This is a genomic window from Bradyrhizobium sp. AZCC 2262 (assembly GCF_036924535.1).
Lineage (GTDB): Bacteria > Pseudomonadota > Alphaproteobacteria > Rhizobiales > Xanthobacteraceae > Bradyrhizobium.
The window spans coordinates 1,992,096-2,012,361 of sequence record NZ_JAZHRT010000001.1 but is presented as its reverse complement, the minus strand read 5'-3'; the positions used below and the strand labels follow the sequence as shown (position 1 = coordinate 2,012,361).

Here is a 20,266-nt window from a genome sequence, read left to right as displayed (position 1 = left end):
TGCACGAGGCAGGCCGCCCGCGATCAATTCACATCTTCTTCCAGTCACCCGCACCTTCGAACGCCGCGGCGGCCCGGTAAATCGTCGCCTCGTCAAAATGCTTGCCGATCAGCATCAGCCCGATCGGCAATCCCTCGCTCATGCCGCAAGGAACGGTCATGGCGGGATGTCCGGTTGCGTCGAACGGCGCCGTATTCGGCACCATCTCGAACGCTCGCTGAATATAGAGTTCGCGCGGCGCGTCCGGCGGCGGAATGGGCGTTGCCTTCACCGGCAGGGTCGGCATCAATAGCAAATCATATTTAGCCAGCGCTTGATCGTAAGCGGCCCTCAGCTTGCGGCTCAGATTTTGCGCCTTGGCGTAGAAGTGTCCGCGATAGTGCTTGGTGAAATATTCTCCGAGCAGCATCGTGATCTTGAGGCTATCGGACAGCTCGTCGGCGCGATGACGCCAGGATGAATGCGCGTCGAGAAGACCGACATTGTAGAGTCCACGCCAGTTGGTACCCATGCCATTGCCCTTCATCATGAACTCCGTCGCACCTTCCGCTGCGATCGGGAGCCATATGGCCGGACCGACCAGATGCATCGGTACCGAGATTTCCTCGACGGCAGCGCCGAGTTTCCTGAACAATTCGGCTCCGGCCATGACCTTGGCATCGACGTCGCGCTCGGAATTGGGCAGCCCAAAACCTTCCTTGACGATGCCGATGCGCAGACCTTTGACGCCACCCGCCATCGCCTCCGTGTAATTGGCTGTCTTCGGCGCATATTGCCGGGGGTCGAGACCATCGGCGCCGGCGAGCACTTCGAGCAGCAATGCGTTATCGTGAACGGTGCGGGTCATCGGCCCGGTATGGTCGAGCGTGATCTCGATCGGCATGATGCCGGTATAGGGAACAAGACCGTGCGTTCCCTTCATACCGTAGAGACCGCAAAACGAACCGGGCATGCGGATCGAGCCGCCCTGATCGCCGCCGATCGCCATGTCGACCTCGCCGGTTGCGACCACCACGCCGCTGCCTGAAGACGACCCGCCGGCCGAGTACCCCATCTTGTAGGGGTTATGCACCGGCCCCTTGGCGCCGGTGTGGCTGCCGCCGGAGAAGCAGAAATATTCACAGTGGACCTTGCCCGCGATGGTGCCGCCGGCATCGAGGATGCGGGTCACGATCGTCGCATCCATGTTGGGAATATAGCCTTCGAGCGTCGACGCCCCGTTCATCATCGGCACGCCGGCGAGACAGATATTGTCCTTCAGCGCGATCGTCTTGCCGGCGAGCTTGCCGCTGGCCGCCCCCTTGATCGTCGTCTTGACGTACCAGGCGTTGTATTTGTTCTCTTCGCCGACCGGATGATAGCCCGGCGTGCGCGGATACTTCACCTCCGGAATGTAGTCCGGCATGGCGTCCACCGCCTCATAGGCCGCGTAATTCGCCTGCATCAGCGCGTCGTAGGACTTCAGCTCTTCATCGCCCATACGCATTCCGAGACCTTCGGCGACGCTACGCAATTGATCGAGAGTGGGTCTTCTGACGGCCATGGCATATTCTCCCTGTGCTCACTGCCCGCTGGATCGGGCTAGGTGGTAATTCCGATAAACTCTCCGACAAGACTTGGATCGCCGAGCTCGCCCGGCTGTACTTCCCGGGTAATGGCGCCTTTTTGAATGATGAGAATCCGCTGCGAGAGCGCGGCGATGAAGTCGAGATTCTGCTCGACCAGGATCATGGTCAGCCCGCTGCTCGCGCGCAGCCGCTGCAAGGTCTCGACGATCTCGTCGATGATCGAGGGCTGGATGCCCTCGGTCGGCTCGTCGAGCAGCACAAGCCGCGGTTTGCCGCAGAGGCAGCGCGCCATCGCCAACAGTTGCTGCTCACCGCCCGAAAGCGCCCCACCGAGACGCTCGAGCAACGGCTTGAGGCGGGGAAATTGCTCCAGCACCTCGGCGATCGTTTCGAGTTCATCACTGCCTTGCTTGCTGCACCCCATGCGCAGATTGTCGTGAACCGTGAGCGCCGGAAAGATTTCGCGGCCCTGCGGCACATAACCGAGCCCCAATCGCGCGCGGCGATGCGGTTCGAGTGCCGTGATGTCGTCGCCGGAGAACTGTACGCGTCCGCCGGTCGCCGGCAAGAACCCCATCAACGCCTTGAGCAGCGTCGTCTTCCCCATGCCGTTATGTCCGAGGATCCCGATGAACTCGCCCTCGTTGACGGCGAAGCTGACCCCGTTGAGGATCGGAATGCGGCCGTAGCCTGTTCGCAAGCCCCGTACATCGAGCATCATGCCGCCGCCTGTTTGCCAAGATAGATGTCGCGCACCAGGGGGTTGCGCAGGATATTCTCCACCGCATCCTCCACCAGCACACTGCCCTGATTGAACACCGTCACCTGCTTGGCGATCATGCGGATGAACTGCATGTCGTGCTCGACGACGATGAGTGCCTTGCTGCGATTGATCTCGCGCACGAGTTCGGCGGTCTTGTGGACCTCGTCATGCGTCATGCCGGCAGCGGGTTCGTCCAGCAGGATCAGTTCAGGATCGGTCGACAGCACGATGCCAAGCTCGACCCATTGCCGCTGGCCGTGGGCGAGCTGGCCGACCAGCCGCCCGGCGACGCCCGTCAACCCGATACGCTCGAGCATTTCGTCGACCACGCGATCGGCATGCGCCCCGGAATGGATGCGGTTTGCCGAGAGCCAGATATTTTCGCGCACGGAGAGACCGTCGAAAACGTTCGGCACCTGGGTCTTGATGCCGATGCCGAGACGCGCGATCTGATGGGCGTGGGCATGGGAGATGTCCTGTCCGCGGAAGCGTACCTCGCCCTCGCTCGGCTCAAGCTGGCCAGTGAGCATCTTGAAGAACGTGCTCTTTCCCGCGCCATTGGGGCCAATCAGACAACGCAGTTCGCCTTCGGCGAGCGTGAAGTTGACGTTGCGTACCGCCTTCACGCCGCCGAAATGCATGCTGAGATCGCGGGTTTCCAGGAGCGGCGCGGCCATCATGCCTCCTCCGCCTGCTTCGGCTTCAGGCCCCCTGCCGGACGCCTGGTGCGTATCCGCAACAATGCCTGCCCCCAATCTCCGAGCGTCGGCACCAGCCCTTTCGGCACCAGCAGGACAAACGCGATCAGGATTATTCCAAAGATGAACGGTGCGTTGGCCAACAGCTTGGTCCACCAGTTCGAACCGCTCGGCTGGTTCGCGCCCAACGCGGTCGTGAGCCATTGAATGCCGACGCAGCCGACGATCGGGCCGATCAGCGTGCCGCGACCGCCGACGATCACCCAAATGATGATCTGCGCGGACTGCGCCAGTCCGAAGATGGTCGGACTCACGAACGCGCCCCAGTTGGCGAACAGGCAACCGGCAAAGCCGGCGAGCGCTCCGCCGATGGTAAAGGTCGCAAGCTTGTAGGCCCGGGGATCGTACCCCAGCAACTCAGCGCGCCGCTCGTTTTCGCGGATGCCGACAATGATCCGGCCGAACCGGCTTGCCAGCAGCCACCGCAATCCGAAATAGGTTGCAAGCAGCGCCCCTGTCGCGAGATAGAACATGCCTTCGAGGTCGACTACCCAGGCCTTGTTGCCGGGAATATTCAACGGCGGAATTCCGGGGATGCCGTTGAAACCGCCGAGTCGCGCCGCGCCGATGCGGAATTCCGGACCCGCGGTGGAATTCACCGAATTGAACAGGATCAGCGTCACCGTCAGCGTGATGACGCCGAGATAGACATCGCTGATGCGCCCATAGAACATGAAATATCCAAGCAACGCGGCAAACACCGCCGGCAGCGCGACCGCCAGCAATAGCGGTATCGTGCTCTCGCCGATATTGAACATCGCGATCGCATAGGTGTAGGCGCCGAGTCCGAAGAAGGCCGACTGGCCGAAACAGAGAATGCCGCCATAGCCCCAGATCAATGCGAGGCTGAGCGCCAGGATCGCCATGATCATGTAGATCGTGAGTTCGAGCACGACATCGAGTTCGGCAAGACGCGGCGTCAGGACCAGAAAGGCGACGCCGACAATGCCGACCAGCGCAAGACCGAGGTGATTGAGGGTGCGGTCGTTCACAGGCCTCTCCGGAAGAAGCGGCCGGTAATGCCCTGCGGCAACAGCCGGATCAGCACGATCGCGGCTGCCAGCAACGCCACTTCGCCGAACACCGGCGTCGTGGCGAAGGTCGCGAGTTGATTGATAGTACCAAACAATGTGGATGCGGAAACCGTTCCGCTAAGAATCGCGGCGCCCCCGCCGATCACGGTGATGAAGGATTTGGCGACATAGGCGACGCCGATGGTCGGAAAGACACCGGAGACTGGCGCCAACACCGCACCGGCCAATCCCGACAAGGCCGCGCCGATCCCGAACGTGACAGCATAGACACGCGGCGGATTGACGCCAAGCGCCGCCGCCATATTGGCGTTTTGCATGGTCCCGCGAGCAATCAGGCCAAGGCGTGTTCCGCGCAGTACGACGAAGATGCCAAACATCACGACAACGGCCACGGCAATGACGAAAAGTGTGTATCCGCTGGTGCGATAGGCGCCGATCTGAAAGCTGCCGAGCGGCGCCGAGATGCCGACGGTGGTGTTGCCGAAGATCGCCGTCGTCAGTCCCACCAGAAACAGGCTGAGGCCCCAGGTCGCCAGCATCGTGTCGATCATGCGGCCGTAGAGAAACCGGATAATCGTCCGCTCGACGATGATGCCGATGATGCCGACCACAACGGGCGCCACCACCAGCATCGAAATCCAGATGCTGACGCCGTAGCTGGTAGCAACGATCGCCGCATAGCCGCCGAGCATCAGAAACTCGCCATGCGCGAGGTTGATGACCCGCATCATGCCGAAGATAATCGCCAGCCCGACGCTGATCAGCGCCAGGCTGGCTATCGCATAGAGTACTTGGATCGCCAGGAGTATAACGAGATCCACGTTCACCATTCCCAATCAAGCTTGAGGCCAACCAGCCTCAGATCTTGATCACATATTGCTGGTTGTCGGTCGGGTTCTTGATCAGATCGCACACCGCAGCGGTGTCGGCTGGCTTTTGCTGCGCGAAATCCTCCAGCACCTTGAGCTTCTTGTCATTGACCTCGGCGATGTGAACGTCGAGCACGCAATGATGGGTCGGAGGATCGATCGTGACCTTGCCCGAGGGTGCATCGATGCTGATTCCGGTCTCGAGCGCCTCGATGACCTTCAACCGGTCGACACTCCCGGCCTTCTTGACCGCCTCGGCCCACAGCCGGAACCCCTGATAGGTTCCCATCGCAAGCTCGGTAATATTCGGATAGTCAGCGCCGAAACGCTTCTGGAACGCCGTAACGAAGGCCGCGTTGACCGGATTCTTCAGATCCTGGAAGTAATTGTAGCAGATCAACATGCCGTTGCACTCATCGGGCGACAGCACAATGTGTTCGTTGCCGACGGCGAACGTGGTCGACGCCATCGGAATGCTCTTGCGCATGCCAGCCGCCGCCCACTGGCGATAGAATGAGATGTGCGCGCCGCCGACCAACGCCGACCACACGAAATCAGGTTTCGCCGCCTGGATCTTTGAAATGGTCGGGCCGAAATTGGTCACGTCGAGCGGGAAGAAGTCGATCGACGGCACTTCGCCGCCATTTTCGGTGACATATTTCTTCACCCATTGCGAGGTGATCTGGCCATAGTTGTAATCGGCCGCGATGACATAAACCTTCTTGCCCCACTTCTTCATGGCGTAGGGCACGAGCTTTTCCACGGTCTGCGCCGGCGTAACGCCGGTATCGAACTGGTTGCGGTCGCAGACCCCGCCTTCATATTGGGTGTTGTAAAAATAAAGCGTCTTGAAACGGTCGAGCACCGGCCGTATCACTTCGCGCGAGGCAGAGGTGATGCCGCCATGCACGACGGCGACCTTGTCCTTCAGCGCGGCTTGCTGCGCGAACTGCGTATAAAGCTGCATGTTCGACTGCGTATCGTAATTGATCAATTTGATCTGGCGTCCAAGCAGGCCGCCGGCCGCATTGGCCTCCTCAACGGCCAGTGTCAGCGCGTCAACCATCGGCTTGCCGTAGATATCGAGGCCGCCCGAGAGGTCGTGCACGCTTGCTACCCCGATCGGATCGTCGGCCGCCCAGGCCGGAGAAGAAAACGCGCCGGCAGCAGCGGCGGCGGCCGTGCCCTGTAGAAACCTTCTGCGATCTACTTTCATTGCAGTACTCCTCCTCTATTGGCTAAAAATCATGCGACCAGATACTTTTTCAGAATAGACGCGCCCATCGTGTATTTCGGGTCGACCATGTTACCGAGCCGGATCCGGCCGGCCTGGCTGAGCAGCATGTAGGCGTCGATTTCGTCGAAGCCGTATTCGCCTGCCATCCAGCGCACCAGTTCGCGATAGGCGATGCGCGCCGCGTCTTCCAGCGGACGGGCGCTGCCGATCGTCATCAAGAATTTTTCCGTCTCAAGCCGCGGCCAGGCAAAGCTCCAGCCCTTGATGACGTCGATCTGGAACGTGACGGTGGCGCGCTGTTCGATCGCAACGCCCGACAACTCGCCATCGCCCTGGGTGGCATGGCAATCTCCGACATAGAGAAACCCGCCTTTGACATGCACCGGGAAGTAGAGGATGGCGCCAGGAGCGACATCCGGCAAATCCATGTTGCCGCCATGGTAGTCCGGCTGCAGCGAGGAGATGGCCTCGATCTCCGGCGAAACCCCGATCGTTCCGATGAACGGCTCGTAAGGCAGCGTGATCTTGTCGCTCCAGCGCACGCCATCCTTGTCGACGTGCATGGTTCTCACCCGCTCCGGCAAGGGCGGATTGAGCAGCGCCGTCGAGGCGGTACCAACCAGGCCGCCGAACTCGGGAATGATGCAGGTCTTGCCCGCGGGCTGATCGCCCCGCGTCTCCACGGCCTGAATGTGCACGGCGAGACAATCGCCCTTCTCGATGCCGTTGACGGCGATCGGGCCGCATTGCGGATTAAGAAAGGGAAACTTCAGTTTCGCGGTCGGGCTGTCCTTTTCGCTGGTGATGACACCGCCGAACGCATCCTCGGTCTCGACCATGACGACGTCGCCGGGATCGATCGTCAGCACGGGTTTGGCGTAAGGCCCGTAGACGTAATGGAAGGCGCCTTGCCTTGCGATCGAAAGTTCGTGGCGCTTGCCCGCCTGTCCTTTGACAAGGCCGCGCTTGGTCATGATCGATGTTTTGAGCCAGGGATCGTTGGTCATCGCGACATCCTCGGAGCATGGCGGCGATGCAAATCGCGCGCCGACATTGGATAGTTGCCTTGTCCCGTCCTAGTTCAGCTTCCAGTCGCCGCCGGCTTCGATTGCAGCCGCCAGCCGTATCAACGTGGCCTCCTCGAAGTGCCGTCCAACCAGCATCAGGCCGACCGGCAAACCGTTAATGCGGCCGCATGGCACGGTAAAGGCAGGGTGTCCGGAAACGTCGAACGAGCAGGTATTCGCTTGCATATTCAGCGCAGTATCGATGGCGACGTTAAGCGGCGCGTCGGGCGGCGGTATCGGCGTTGCCGTAAAGGGGATCGTCGGCATTGCCAGCACGTCGTACTTTTCCAGCGCCTCGTCATAGGCGCGGCGCAGCAGCCCGCGCAGATTTTGCGCCTTCGAATGATAGCGGCCGTGATAATGGCGGTGCATATACTCGCCGAGCATCAGCACCAGCTTCACGGTCGGCGAGACGTCGTTGATCCGCGTTCCCATGCCGCGCGCGAACGCTTCCTGCATCGATAGCGGATAATAGCCGTGGATGTTGTTGCCGACGCCATATCCCTTCAGCATCATCTCGGCCGCGCCCTCAAGGATAATGCCGCTCCAGACATGCGGTCCGTCGAGATGCCAGGGCACCGACACTTCCTCAGCTTCGACGCCGGCCTTGCCCAGCGCCGCAATCGCGTTCCGAACCTTCTCGTTAACCGCGGGATCGCTTTCGGGATGGCCAAATCCTTCCCGCAGGATGCCTATCCGCAATCCCTGGGCCGACTTGCCGAGGGCGCCCATGTAATCGCCGGTGCGCGCTGCGATCGTTCGTGTATCCCAACCGTCGTGCCCGGCAATGACGGTCAGCAGGCGCGCCACATCCTCGACCGACGCGCACATCGGGCCGCAATGATCGACCGAATAGCTGATCGGCATCGATCCGGTCGTAGGTACCAAGCCCCAGGTCGGCTTCAAGCCATAGACGCCGCACCAGCTTGAGGGCGTGCGGATCGAGCCGCCCTGATCGCCGCCCAACGCCATCGGCACCTCGCCGGCAGCGACCAGCGCGGCGCTCCCGCCGGATGAGCCGCCGGCACTATGGGCCGGGTTATGCGGATTGCGTATGACCCCGCCGGCGCAGGTATGGCTCGCCCCCGAGAAACAGAGATCCTCGCAAGCCGCCTTGCCTGCGATGGTACCCCCGGCATCGAGAATCCGTGTCACCACGGTGGCGTCCATTTCCGGGACGTAGCCCTCGAGCAATGCAGAGCCGTTCATCATGGGAACGCCCGCCACGCAGATGTTGTCCTTGATGGCGACCTTCTTGCCCTGCAGCAATCCGTCGCTGCCGGTCTTGATGTCCGTTTTCCAGTACCACGCCCCGTAAGGGTTTTCCGAGGCCGGCGGCCGATATCCCGGCGAACGCGGCGCGACGGGCGCCAAGGCAGGCGGCACCAATTCCTCCAGGCGGCCGTAAGACGCCAGCGGTCCCTTGAACGCCTGCTGAAAGCCGGCAACTTCGTCGGCCGTCAGCGTCAAGCCGAAATCGGATCCGAGACGATCGATCTGCTGCAACGTCGGAAGGCGAACTACCATGATCCACTCATTATTTCTCGTTTCCGGGGAATACCGAGTGCACAAACGAAAAAAGCCACCCGTGGCCCAAAAAGGCCCCGAATGGCATCCATGCCGTACTATCGGTTGTCGTGTAGATCCAGGCGGCAGAACGAAATTTCGAGGTCGTCACCCAGACGTCGTCGGCTGGCTGCGCACTCTTTCGCCTTGCGCGTAACTTAAGTCACACAGGATTGTGTCTTAGCGCGGACAGCCTTGTCAATCAGAGGCTGGCACCTTTTTTATGCTGGAAGCACAAATGACGCGCAACTGGTTGACGACCATGGGCGACAGGCCGACATTGTCGCGATCAAGAAATTTGCCTTGCTCCTTTCTGGACCTTGCTGATGACCAAGCCGTCCATTCCTCTCGGTCTCGTATTTTCCCGAACGGGACCTTACGCCATGATGGCGGGAGAAATGCAGAAGAGCGCGCTGATGGCCGTCGACGAGGTCAACCAGGATGACGCGTTCGACTTCACGTTTGCCCCGCACTTGCGCGATCCCGGCGGAGTGGTCGCGGCCTATCACACCGCATGCGACGATCTCATCCGCACCGAACAGATTGATCACATCGTCGGGTGCTACACATCGGCATCGCGCAAGCAGGTCATTCCGATCGTCGAACGCACCGAGCGATTGCTCTGGCATCCGGCGCGCTATGAGGGGTTTGAGAGCAGCGACAATGTCATCTACGTTGGCGCCGCGCCCAATCACACGGTGGTGCCGCTGGTGCGGCATATGCTCGATCACATTTCCAGCGATGTATTCTGCGTCGGCTCCAACTATGTCTGGACCTGGGAAACCAACCGGGTGCTTCGTGAGATCGTAACCAGCGCGGGCGGTCACATCCTCGCGGAACGTCTGCTTGAGCTCGGCGAGACGGCGGTGGACCATATCGTCAAGGAGATCGTCGACCGAAAGCCGCCGGTCGTGTTCAACACACTTGTCGGCGAATCCAGCTACGCCTTTATGCGGCTGCTCCACGCCGCCACCGTGCATTCCGGACTGACGATTCCGGTTCTGAGTTGCAGCCTGTGCGAGCCCGAACTCAAACTGATCGGCCAAGCCGCATCCGTCGGATGCATCACGTCATCCGCGTATTTCGAAAGCATCGAGCGACCCGAAAATCGCGCCTTTGTCTCGCGCTGGAAGGCCCGCTATGGCGACGACAGCCATCCTTCGGTCGACGGTCAATCAACCTATGTATGCGTGATGCTGCTGGCTCGCGCCATCCGCCGCGCGGGCTCAGTCGACGTCAATGCCGTCCGTCGTGCTGCGGCAAATCATCGCTATGACTCCCCACAAGGCCCGGTTTGGGTGGATCCCGACAACAATCATTGTTTCCTGACGCCGCGCCTGGCGCGCTCCGTGCATGGCGGTCAGTTCAAGATCTTCTGGGAAGCAGATGCCCCCGAACGCCCCGATCCCTACCTTTCGAACCTTGATCTGGCAACGATCGCCGCGCGAGCGGAAAAAAGTAATGATACAAAGCGATCAATCTACCTGCGTGTCGTGAAATGACGAAACCGTCGCCCTTCTCCGTTCGTGGCCGCCGCGCCCTCATGGCGATGAGGGATGATCGCGACATCTCGATCGTGCGCCGCCAACTCAGTCGTCTCGGCATGGCGGTTACCGAACACGATCCATCCGTGGCGCCGCCGGCGGCCGAAACCATCGATGTCATCGTGATGGATACCGACAGCATTCCCATCAAATCGGATGCCGTCGTCGCATGGAAGATCGGCGTGCCGATCATCGCGCTCATTGGAACGGAGACGCCGAGCCGGCTGAAATGGCTGCTCGACCTGCAGCCAGCATCGTTTCTCATCAAGCCGCTGCGCTCGGCCGGACTTTATACGGCGCTGGTGGTGGCGTTCGATGCCGCCCAGCGAAGAATTGATGAAGCCGCTCACCTTGAAAGACTGGAAGATCGTGTTCGTTCCCGGCGCATCGTGTTCGCCGCCGTGTTGCAGATCATGGGTGGTCATGGCCTGTCCGAACCGGAGGCCTTCACGCTTATCCGACAAACCGCGATGCGGCACCGCACGACGGTCGAGCAACTGAGCGCGGAAATCATTGCCAGCGGCGGAATGCCGAACCGGACGCCGCGGACCGCCTGATTTAAGCGATATCGCTGACGCGCTGCACGCCGGCCTGAGCCATTCCGTCCCACGCCGCATCGAGCGATCCGGCCAGATCGATCGCCCTGCACCCGGCTTCGATCAACACGGCGTCGAAGCCGAGCCGTCGCGCATCCACAGCCGAATAATAGACGCAAAAATCGGTAGCGAGCCCAACCAGAAAAACACGCTTCAGGCCACGATCGCGCAGATAGCCCGCCAGCCCCGTCGGCGTACGTCGGTCGTTTTCAAAAAATGCCGAATAGGAGTCGATCGCGGGCCGGAAACCCTTGCGCGCGACCAATTGCGCCCGCTGGGTCTGAAGCTGCGGATGGAAGGCAGACCCCGGCGTGCCCTGGATACAATGATCGGGCCACAGGGTTTGCTGGCCATACGGCATGTTGATGGTCTGAAACGGCGACGACCCCGGATGCGAAGTGGCGAAGGAACTGTGACCCGCCGGATGCCAATCCTGGGTCAGCGCAACATGACCGAAGCGTTCAGCAAGGCGGTTGATGAAAGGCACCACGGCATCACCATCCGCAACCGCAAGCGCCCCGCCCGAGCAGAAGTCGTTCTGCACATCAATTACCAGCAGTAAATCGTCGTCGAGCCCGATCCGCATTTTAATCCTGTTCAGTGTTGTTGGCCCTCAAGGCCAGACTTGCATTTATCCTTGAACTCCCGGTGCACACATCGTGGATGCGCGCAAACCTGAACTCTCGATCCAATCCATCATAGCTAGCTTGAGCCGGTCTCCGCAACTGAGGCCACGCCTGAGAGCTCGAAGTCGCTGAGATTGGCCGACATGAGGACCACGTCCTTGCTGGGCTGCAGGCGTAGCATATGGTTCGAACATCTCCTTGCCCCGGGGACGGCGACCGAGCAGGAGGGATACAGGAGCATAGTGCCGCATAGCAGTCGCCTGATCATTGTTCTTCTGATATATGGTCGATATATGCTTGGGACGTGATTAGACCTTCCAGCTCGCCGCCTATGGAATCAATTTTGAAGAAAAAATCCAAATCCAGAAATTCGCCCGTACGTCGATCCAAGGCGATCGAGGCCGAGGATGGCACGTTGACAGATCGCGCCTACCGCGAACTCGAGGAAAGGATCGTCACCCTCCAATTGCTGCCCGGAACGGTCCTGTCGGAGCAGGCTCTTGCGCTCCGGCTGAAGATCGGTCGAACGCCGATCCGCGAGGCCCTGCAACGTCTGGCTCGGGATGGCCTCGTGGTGATCATGCCCAGACGCGGCATCATGGTTTCCGAGATCAATTTGAAACTCCAGCTGAGGCTGCTCGAGGTGCGGCGCGAACTGGAACGCCTCATGGCCAGTTTGGCCGCGGAGCGGGCCACACCTGACGAGCGCAGCGAATTTTCCGAGATCGCCGCGGCGATGCTTGCCGCCGCGACCAAAGCCGATGACATCGCCTTTATGCGGCTTGACCAACGTTTCAACATCCTGATCGCGACGGCAGCCCGCAACGAATTCGCCCGGCGGTCGATGGGCTTGATGAACGCGCTGTCGCGACGCTTCTGGTATCAGCACTATCAGGAGGTTGCGGATTTGCCGCTAGCTGCCAAGCTGCACGCTGCGGTCGCCGAAGCAGTCGCGCAGAAGAAGGCAAAGGCAGCTGCCAGCGCGTCGGACCGGCTGATCGACTATATCGAGGATTTTGCACGCAAGACGCTCGATTCATAAGCGATCTAATCGAACATGATGACACTGCGAATGGTTTCGCCGCGTTTCAGCGCTGCAAATCCGTCGTTGATCTCTTCCAGCTTGATCCGCCGCGAGATCAGATCATCCAGCATCAGCGAACCGTCGAGATACGCCCGCGCCAGCAGCGGGAAATCGCGGCGCGGACGCGCGTTGCCGTAACTGACGCGGCGAATGCGCTTTTCCTGCATAAGGGAGCCCCAGCGAAACGCTACATCCTTGTTCACGTCGATCTTGCCGAGCCAGATGACTTGGCCGCCCGGGCGCACAGCCTCTGTCGTAACGCGAAATGCGGATGCGGCGCCTGCGGACTCAATCACAACATCCGCGCCGCGGCCGTCGGTCTCTCGCCTTCCGACAGCCGCCACCTCCTCCTTTGACGCGTCAACGCCATGGGTCGCGCCCACCTTTGCGGCCAGTGCCAGCTTGGCCGGGTCGAGGTCGACGGCAATGATTGTTCCCGCCCCGGCCAGCCGCGCGCCCTGCACCGCGGCGAGACCGACCGCGCCGCAGCCGATCACCATCACGCTGTCGCCGTGGGCGACCGCGCCGAGATTGAGCGCCGCGCCAACGCCGGTCATGACACCGCAGCCGATCAGGCAGGCACGGTCGAACGGAATCTCCTTCGGTACCGGGATCGCCTGCTGGTCGGACACGATGCAGTATTCGCCGAACGATCCCAGGAACATCAATTGCCCAACTGCGCGCTGGTCCGCAAGCATGGCCCGGCTCTCGCCATCGAACGCCAACGCCTGCGGCCCCTTGCCGAGATACTCCTCGCACAGAATCGGCGCGTCGCGGTCGCAGTAGAAGCAATGCCCGCAATGCGGATTCCATGACAGCACGACATGGTCGCCGGCCTTGACGCCGCGGGCGCTAGTCCCGACCTGTTCGACCACGCCCGCCGCTTCATGCCCAAGCACGATCGGCAAGGGATAACGCAGCGATCCTTCAATCACTTCGAGATCTGTGTGACAAAGTCCTGCCGCCCTAATCCGCACCAGCACGTCGGTCGGCTTCAGGGCTGTCGCCGTGACCGTTTCGATCGACATCGGTGTCTGCGGCGCATGCAGCACCGCGGCGCGATACTGCAGTCGCATCTAGGCCGCCTTGCCGGCAAGCGAGGTCAGGGCGAGATCGAGATCGTCCGAGGTCATCTCCCATTCGTTGTCGAAATTCGCAACGATGGCACTCATGAAGTCCTCGACCTTGGCTTTGGCGACGTCCTTGTCGCCGAGATGATCGACCAACAACGCCAGCGCGAGTTGGCGCGGCTCCGGGCCTTCATAGCTCCACTCAAAGCCGTTCTTGCTGAATTCGAACACCTTGGTGCAGGGATCAAGCGGTTTGCCATCGACCGTCACCTTGACGCCGTCGATGGTCCGGTCTCCGACATAGCGTTTCATCGCGTCCTCCTGTCCTGCGCCGGTAGCCGTCCGGTCACGAGGCGACCTCGACCTGCCCGGCAATCACCCGCATCACGTCGCGGTCGTGATGCGCCTGCGTCAGCGTGCCCGAGAACATTACCTCGCCGCGCTCCAGCACGTAAATCCGGTCGACATATTCAGGAATGTGATGAACGTTGGATTCGGCGATCAACACCCCCTTCCCCATGGCGCGGATCGAAGCCACGCCCTCCGCGATCAGGGGAATGATCGCTGGCGACAGACCCTCAAAGGGCTCGTCGAGCAGCAGCAGTTTCGGATCGAGCGTCAACGCCCGGGCAATCGATACCATCTTGCGCTCGCCGCCGGATAGCTGCCCACCACCACGCGCGAGATACTGGCGCAACTTCGGAAATACCGTGTAGGCTTCCTCGATACGGGCGGCACCAGGCCTACCCGAGAGCCGCGTCCAGGTCGGGAGCTCGATATTCTCAGCCACGGTGAGGTCGGTATAGACTTCCGATTCTTCGGGAGAAAATCCGATACCGCGCTGCGCGATCTGCCACGTCGGCAGTCTTGTCAGATCAGTCCCATCGAGGGTGATGTCGCCCGAAAGCGCGCGGCGATAACCCATGATGCTGCGAAATGTCGTGGTCTTGCCGGCGCCATTGCGCCCGACGAGGCAGACCAGTTCGCCGGCCGCGACCGACAGGCTGATGCCATTGAGGATCCGACTGCCCTCGATATCGACTTTCAAATTCGCGACGTTCAGCATCATGGCGCCCTTCTCCGGATCTGCGGGCGGGCTCCCACCACGGCAGAAATCATCGCCGGATCAGCGAAAAACGCGTCGGGCGGCATATCGGCCAGCAAGGTGCCCTCCTGCAGCGCAACGATACGATGGGAATAGCGCTCGACAAGGTCCATATCGTGCTCAACCTGGACAATGGCGCGCACGCCGGCCGCTCTTGCCGCGACGACCAACACTTCCATGATCGAATGCTTGTCGCCGGTCGAGACGCCGCTGGTCGGCTCATCCAGCAGAATGACCGTCGGATTGAGCGCAAAGGCGGAAGCGATATCGACCAGCTTCTTCTCGCCTTGTGAAAGCGTCGAGGAAATGCTGTCGAGCCGCGCACGCAGGCCCAGCACGTCGGCGACCCGTTCGACGTCGGCTTGAAGCGCATCATCGCGCTTCAATGAGCGGAATGGATTTGAGATCCGGCGCAACCGCGACGCGACGGCCACTGCCAGCGTTTCACGCACAGTCAGCGCGGGAAAGATATTGACCAGTTGAAAGGCGCGAGACATGCCGCGCCGGGCGAGTTCGACAGGACCGACGCCCGCGATATCCCTCCCCAGGAACCGGACCTCTCCGACGGTAGGCCTGAGAAGACCGGTGACAACGTTGACCAGGGTCGTTTTGCCAGCTCCGTTGGGCCCGACGATCGAAACGAACTCGCCATCGCTGACGCTGAACGAGACGTTGCTCAGCGCCATGTAAGCGCCATAGGCCTTCGAAACGCTGATGGTTTCGAACAACGGCGTGCCTACCGGTGACGCAATGCGGTCGGGCTGCATGTCAACGCCCTCCCTTGCGCCGGTTGACGAGAAATTCGGCGGCACCCGACAGGCCCTGCGGCATGAAGACCACGAGCAGCACAAGCACCGCGCCCATCACAAATCGCCAATATTGCGTGATGGACATGACAAAGTCCTGCAGCAACACGAAAGCCAGCGCACCGATCGCGGGCCCTGCAAAGGTGCCGCTTCCGCCAAGTACCGCCATGAAGACCAGATTGCCCGAATGGGTCCAATAGGCGAGTTCGGGATCAGCCAGCCCTGTGGTGACCGCGAGGATCACGCCGCCAATGCCGCCATAGACCGCCGAGATCACGAAGGCGGCGAGCCGCATTCGGAAAATCTGAACGCCGACATAGGCGGCCTTGCCCGCGTTCTCGCGGATAGCGCGCAGATGCAATCCAAACGGCGACCCGGTGATGCGCCACATGGCGAGGCTGAGCAGTGCGAACAAGACCAGGGCGTAGTAGTAAAATGGCCCGGTCAGGAAAGCAGTCTTGCCGCCGCGCCATTCCATTCCAAGCAGCAGCGGCCGCAGCACCCGCATGCCCTGATCGCCGCCGGTGATATTGTAGAATTTGTACAGGAACGAGTGAAACAGCATGCCGAAGGCGAGTGTCAGCATTCCGAAGAAAATCCGGGTATAGCGGACACACAGCGCACCGACCGCCAACGAGATCAGGCCGGATATCAGCGCGGCCGTGATCAGCAACAGCTCAAAACTCAGCACGCCGAATTTGAAGGTCAGCGCCGCGGCCGTATAGGCGCCGATGCCGAGAAATAGCGCGTGCCCAAACGATAGCAGGCCGGTGGTGCCGAACAGCAGATTGAACCCAAGCAGCGCAATGCCGTAACCCATGAACGGGAGCATCAGAATGATGGCATAGGGCGATGCTACCAGCGGCAACAGCGCCATGATCGCCAAAAGGCCAAGCAGAACCCACAATCCGTTGACGCGCAGCCCGGAGCGCTGGGCGCGCACCGGGGAAGATATGTCGATCGAGGGAATGCTCACGCAGTCGCCTTCCCGAACAAGCCGGCCGGTTTGAGAATGAGAGCCGCGACGACGACCAGGTACACCGAGAGCATCTCCATCTCGGGCATCAGCGAAATAGCGGCTGCCCGCATCAATCCGACGATGAGGGCCCCGACCAGCGCCCCGCGCATGCTGCCGAGCCCGCCAATCACGACCACGGCAAACGCTTCCACCACGAGTTCGACCGCCATATCGAGCGATGCGGCGCTGGACGGCACCACCAGCGCGCCACCGACCGTCCCCAGCATGCAGCCCACCGTGAACACCAGCGCGAAGATCCTCGAAGCGTTGACGCCGAGGCCTTCCGCCATGTCGCGGTTCTCGGCCGTTGCGCGAACGATGCGTCCGGTCTTGGTCCGTTCCAGGAGCAGACCGAGTGCGACGGCAATGCCAAGGCTCGCGGCAATCACCAGGAGATTGTAGGTCGGCACCCTGACGCCCCAGATTTGCGTCGTGCCGTACGCCATATAGACGTTATCCATGCTCCGCGGCGTCGCACCCCACAGGAAGCGGAACACATCCTGAAACATCAGTAGGAAGCCGAAGGTAATCAGCAGCTGGTAGCTTTCATCACGGCGATAGATCGTGCGCAGCACCCGCTCGATCGGCAGCCCAACCAAGCCGATGGCAAGCCCGGCGAGGATCAGGACGGGGAAGAACAGCGGCGCTGGCATGCCGAGCTTGAGCGCCATGCCGACCGCCGTGATCCCGAAATACGCCCCGAGCGCGTAGAACGAGCCGCAAGCCAAATTGACGATCTTCTGCACGCCGAACACGAGCTGCAGACCCGCGGCCACTAGAAACAGCACCGCGGCGTGGAACGTCCCGCCGAGGACGACGTCCACAAGTTCAGTCATGCCTCAGACCGGCATCTTTCCATTTTTGATCCACTCCCAGAAATCCACGCCAGGCGGCTTCTGCAGCTGCGCTGCGCTGAAGCTGTCGATCGATGCCAGCGTCGGAAAATCGTATTTATTGTTGTTGGTCGAGGGACCCTGGTAGAAGATCTGTTCAGCGATCTTGTCCTTGCGGAAGCGGCCCATGCCGCCCAGGCTCTCGACTTCCAGGCCTGGCATGGCTTCCGCCACCTGCTCCTGGGTCGGCCATTTGTTCGCGGCCTTTTGCGCGGCCTCCACGCCTGCCTTGTAGGCGACGAGCGCGAAATAGGCCCGCTCCGCCTCCCAATGCGGCGCTTCCTTGTAGCGATCCATGTAATCGTTCACGAACGCCTTCTGCAGCGGCGAGGCCTGCGGGTGATCGAAATAAAGCGTATTGTGGCCGAAGATGATGCCCTCCGGCATAAATTCCTTCTTCAACAGGTTGATCTGCCAGCCTGCCGCCGGCAGCACGAGCTTGACGCCCTCGAACAGCCCCGCGGCGTGGCCCTGCTTCATGAAGACGGGGAGATCCGCAAACAGCATCGACGAGAAGATCAGGTCCGGCTTCGACGCCTTGAGCGCCGCGATATGCGAGGTCAGATCCATCGTCCCGACCTTCGGCCATTGCTCGGCGACGAATTCGGACTCGACCCCGTAGCGCGCCAGGATCTGCTTGAAGGCTTCCCAATTGTTGCGGCCGTAGGAATAGTCGGGGTTGATGCCGGCGACCTTCTTGAACTTGCCCTTGAAGTGCTTGATCGCCAAGAGCGATCCCATCACCGCTTCGCACTCGTTATCGGTCGAACGGAACACGTAGCGCGGGTTCGGCATCATTTCCTTGACGCCATCCTGCGTGGTGCCATCCCACATCACCAGCAGCGCCTGCTCCTCTTCCGCCACCGGCGCGACGCCGAGGCTGACGCCAGTCGACAGCAGCCCGTGCACGGCTTCGACCTTTTCCTGCAGGATCAGGCGTCGGAAACGTTCGATCGTGTCCTTGGGGTTGGTCTCTTCCTCAATCGCTAGCTCGATCTTGCGGCCGGCGATTCCGCCGCTCTTGTTCAGGCGTTCGGTCGCCCATTGCACGGCGCGAATGCCGCATTCGCCAGCGGTACCCACGACGCCCGAGCGCGGCGCGATAATTCCGATCTTGAGCGGCTTGTCCTGTGCGATGGCGGGTGAAAACACCGAGGGGGCGGCGGCGGCGAGCGCGCCGGCCCCAGCGAGCTTGGAAAAGTCGCGACGCGTCAACCTCATTGGAAATCCCTCCCTGAGTGATGCGCATCTGCCGTGCGCGCTTGCCATACCATAAATATATCAGGAACATCCCATCAAGCGCTATTTTCATGCAAGGCCGCCGAAATATGGGACGAAAGCGCGTTGTTCACCTAATAGATTGGTGATATATCAGGGACGCCTGCCCTATGGATTCGACCTGGCCAGAGACGGAGAAGCGCGATGGAACTGTCAGCGAGCCCCATGACGGAGCGTCAGCGGAACTATCGGGCCAATTATCGCTACCGGATTGCCGGCTGGTACAATGGCTGGCTGCACGTTTTCGTCATTTATGTCATCGGCTTCACCGCGTTATCGGTCTATTTCGCCAACCTCAGCAGCCTGCGCTGGTGGGAGTTCGCCATCGTGCCGGTGACATTCCTGTTCGCGAATTTCTTTGAATGGTGGATTCACCGCTTCGTCATGCATCGCCCGTCCCAGATCAAGGCGTTTCGCGCGATCTATAACCGGCACACGCTGATGCACCACCAGTTCTTCACCGAGCAGGAGATGCGGTTTGCCGATCATCACGACTGGCGCGTGACCTTCTTCCCGCCCTACGCGCTGGTGACGTTTACGATGATGTCGATCCCGCCGGCGATAGTCCTCGGCTGGCTGGTCTCGCCCAATGTCGGCTGGCTTTTGATCTCGACGACGACATCGATGTACCTGATCTACGAGTTCATGCACTTCTGCTGCCATGTCGATGACAATCGGTTCGTGCGCCATGCGCCCTTCGTCAATACGATCCGGCGCCACCATACCGCCCATCACAATCAATCGATCATGATGGAGCGGAACATGAACCTGACATTCCCCGTGATGGATTGGCTGCTCGGCACCTCTGACCTCGATCGCGGCCTGATTGGCCATCTCTTCAACGGCTACGACACCCGCTTCGTCAAAACCAACATGCGCAAGACCTCGCGCACGCCCAGGCCGAGCGTGGCAGGCCAGTCGACCGGCTTCGCCACACCGGCCGAATAAGACCAAACGGAGCCCGCAATGGAAGCCATCGAGCCGAACTGGGTTTCCTCGCTCTGGTTCGCGGCCTTCGCAACGATCTGCACGGTCGCCTTTCTCGTCGTGGCCGGGATGTTTCCGCTTCGGTCGCGTCCGGATTCGGCAAGATCAGTCGGAGCGACGCTGCTGGTCTTCGGCAACGCCGCTTTGCTGGCCGCGCTTGTGCTGGGTACCGCTCTCTACGGCTACACCGAGCTAAGGTGGAGCACGTTGATCGTCGTGGCCGGCCTTGCGATGCTGTTTACGCCGGGGCTGTTCGAGGCTTTCCCATCGTCGTTACGCGACGGAAGGACCGGACTGATCGTCCTGGTCGGCGTTCAAATACTGGCGCTCGCCGCCTTGGCAAGAGTCGCGGGGCCGTCTCTCATCACTCTATCCTGAGCCTGCCCGGAGGAAGCAG

At 61.0% G+C, this 20,266-nt stretch carries 21 protein-coding genes; 5 read left to right on the top strand and 16 right to left on the bottom strand.

All coding sequences use genetic code 11. The annotated features are described in order from the left end of the window. Positions 1 to 28: 28 nt before the first annotated feature. The 8 genes from V1283_RS09505 to V1283_RS09470 form a co-directional block, all read right to left on the bottom strand. Positions 29 to 1,543, bottom strand: coding sequence for an amidase (locus V1283_RS09505; protein ID WP_334386176.1), 1,515 nt, complete (start codon positions 1,541 to 1,543; stop codon positions 29 to 31). Positions 1,544 to 1,581: 38 nt separating this feature from the next. After that, positions 1,582 to 2,289 carry an ABC transporter ATP-binding protein gene (locus V1283_RS09500; RefSeq protein ID WP_334386175.1) on the bottom strand — a complete coding sequence of 236 codons (708 nt, stop codon included), beginning with the start codon at positions 2,287 to 2,289 and terminating at the stop codon, positions 1,582 to 1,584. Beyond that, positions 2,286 to 3,008 carry an ATP-binding cassette domain-containing protein gene (locus V1283_RS09495; RefSeq protein ID WP_334386174.1) on the bottom strand — a complete coding sequence of 241 codons (723 nt, stop codon included), beginning with the start codon at positions 3,006 to 3,008 and terminating at the stop codon, positions 2,286 to 2,288. The genes V1283_RS09500 and V1283_RS09495 overlap by 4 nt, the downstream gene beginning before the upstream one ends. Beyond that, a complete protein-coding gene (locus tag V1283_RS09490; protein ID WP_334386173.1) occupies positions 3,008 to 4,081 on the bottom strand; it encodes an ABC transporter permease subunit in 1,074 nt (357 codons plus the stop codon). The genes V1283_RS09495 and V1283_RS09490 overlap by 1 nt, the downstream gene beginning before the upstream one ends. Next, positions 4,078 to 4,944, bottom strand: a complete 867-nt coding sequence (locus V1283_RS09485; RefSeq protein ID WP_334386171.1) for a branched-chain amino acid ABC transporter permease — start codon at positions 4,942 to 4,944, stop codon at positions 4,078 to 4,080. Before V1283_RS09485 ends, V1283_RS09490 begins: the two co-directional genes overlap by 4 nt. A 37-nt stretch (positions 4,945 to 4,981) precedes the next feature. Continuing rightward, complete coding sequence (locus V1283_RS09480; protein WP_334386170.1) at positions 4,982 to 6,208, bottom strand: urea ABC transporter substrate-binding protein; 1,227 nt, start codon at positions 6,206 to 6,208, stop codon at positions 4,982 to 4,984. A 29-nt stretch (positions 6,209 to 6,237) separates the two neighbouring features. Then, positions 6,238 to 7,236 carry an acetamidase/formamidase family protein gene (locus V1283_RS09475; protein WP_334386168.1) on the bottom strand — a complete coding sequence of 333 codons (999 nt, stop codon included), beginning with the start codon at positions 7,234 to 7,236 and terminating at the stop codon, positions 6,238 to 6,240. 69 nt (positions 7,237 to 7,305) lie between these two features. Further along, a complete protein-coding gene (locus tag V1283_RS09470) occupies positions 7,306 to 8,823 on the bottom strand; it encodes an amidase (RefSeq protein WP_334386167.1) in 1,518 nt (505 codons plus the stop codon). A 365-nt stretch (positions 8,824 to 9,188) separates the two neighbouring features. Here V1283_RS09470 and V1283_RS09465 point away from each other — a divergent pair, with 365 nt between their 5' ends. Both V1283_RS09465 and V1283_RS09460 read left to right on the top strand, forming a co-directional pair. Beyond that, positions 9,189 to 10,364 (top strand): transporter substrate-binding domain-containing protein, encoded by a 1,176-nt coding sequence (locus V1283_RS09465; RefSeq protein WP_334386166.1) that lies wholly within the window; start codon positions 9,189 to 9,191, stop codon positions 10,362 to 10,364. Next, positions 10,361 to 10,963, top strand: coding sequence for an ANTAR domain-containing response regulator (locus V1283_RS09460; protein ID WP_334386164.1), 603 nt, complete (start codon positions 10,361 to 10,363; stop codon positions 10,961 to 10,963). The genes V1283_RS09465 and V1283_RS09460 overlap by 4 nt, the downstream gene beginning before the upstream one ends. A gap of 1 nt (position 10,964) precedes the next feature. Here V1283_RS09460 and pncA read toward each other — a convergent pair whose 3' ends face one another. Next, entirely contained in the window at positions 10,965 to 11,588 is a 624-nt protein-coding gene (gene pncA / locus V1283_RS09455) for a bifunctional nicotinamidase/pyrazinamidase (protein WP_334386162.1), read from the bottom strand. A 371-nt stretch (positions 11,589 to 11,959) separates the two neighbouring features. Here pncA and V1283_RS09450 point away from each other — a divergent pair, with 371 nt between their 5' ends. Continuing rightward, the gene (locus V1283_RS09450; RefSeq protein ID WP_334386161.1) at positions 11,960 to 12,670 is read left to right on the top strand and encodes a GntR family transcriptional regulator; all 711 of its coding nucleotides are present in this window, start codon (positions 11,960 to 11,962) and stop codon (positions 12,668 to 12,670) included. 5 nt (positions 12,671 to 12,675) lie between these two features. On the opposite strand, the gene V1283_RS09445 is transcribed toward V1283_RS09450, so the two are convergent. From V1283_RS09445 to V1283_RS09415, 7 genes are read right to left on the bottom strand one after another with little or no spacing between them, the layout of a single operon-like run. Next, positions 12,676 to 13,788, bottom strand: coding sequence for a Zn-dependent alcohol dehydrogenase (locus V1283_RS09445; protein WP_334386159.1), 1,113 nt, complete (start codon positions 13,786 to 13,788; stop codon positions 12,676 to 12,678). Next, positions 13,789 to 14,094 carry a DUF6166 domain-containing protein gene (locus V1283_RS09440; protein WP_334386158.1) on the bottom strand — a complete coding sequence of 102 codons (306 nt, stop codon included), beginning with the start codon at positions 14,092 to 14,094 and terminating at the stop codon, positions 13,789 to 13,791. It lies immediately after the preceding gene. 34 nt (positions 14,095 to 14,128) lie between these two features. After that, entirely contained in the window at positions 14,129 to 14,848 is a 720-nt protein-coding gene (locus V1283_RS09435) for an ABC transporter ATP-binding protein (protein WP_334393009.1), read from the bottom strand. Continuing rightward, positions 14,848 to 15,654 (bottom strand): ABC transporter ATP-binding protein, encoded by an 807-nt coding sequence (locus V1283_RS09430; protein ID WP_334386157.1) that lies wholly within the window; start codon positions 15,652 to 15,654, stop codon positions 14,848 to 14,850. Before V1283_RS09430 ends, V1283_RS09435 begins: the two co-directional genes overlap by 1 nt. A 1-nt stretch (position 15,655) precedes the next feature. Next, positions 15,656 to 16,669 (bottom strand): branched-chain amino acid ABC transporter permease, encoded by a 1,014-nt coding sequence (locus V1283_RS09425; RefSeq protein WP_334386156.1) that lies wholly within the window; start codon positions 16,667 to 16,669, stop codon positions 15,656 to 15,658. Next, positions 16,666 to 17,547, bottom strand: coding sequence for a branched-chain amino acid ABC transporter permease (locus V1283_RS09420; protein WP_334386155.1), 882 nt, complete (start codon positions 17,545 to 17,547; stop codon positions 16,666 to 16,668). Before V1283_RS09420 ends, V1283_RS09425 begins: the two co-directional genes overlap by 4 nt. A 3-nt stretch (positions 17,548 to 17,550) precedes the next feature. Beyond that, entirely contained in the window at positions 17,551 to 18,825 is a 1,275-nt protein-coding gene (locus V1283_RS09415; protein ID WP_334386154.1) for an ABC transporter substrate-binding protein, read from the bottom strand. Between the two features lie 201 nt (positions 18,826 to 19,026). On the opposite strand from V1283_RS09415, the gene V1283_RS09410 reads away from it, so the two are divergent. After that, a complete protein-coding gene (locus V1283_RS09410; protein WP_334386153.1) occupies positions 19,027 to 19,830 on the top strand; it encodes a sterol desaturase family protein in 804 nt (267 codons plus the stop codon). 18 nt (positions 19,831 to 19,848) lie between these two features. After that, positions 19,849 to 20,247: a hypothetical protein gene (locus V1283_RS09405; protein ID WP_334386152.1), complete on the top strand. Its 399-nt coding sequence runs from the start codon at positions 19,849 to 19,851 to the stop codon at positions 20,245 to 20,247. The last annotated feature ends 19 nt before the right edge of the window (positions 20,248 to 20,266 follow it).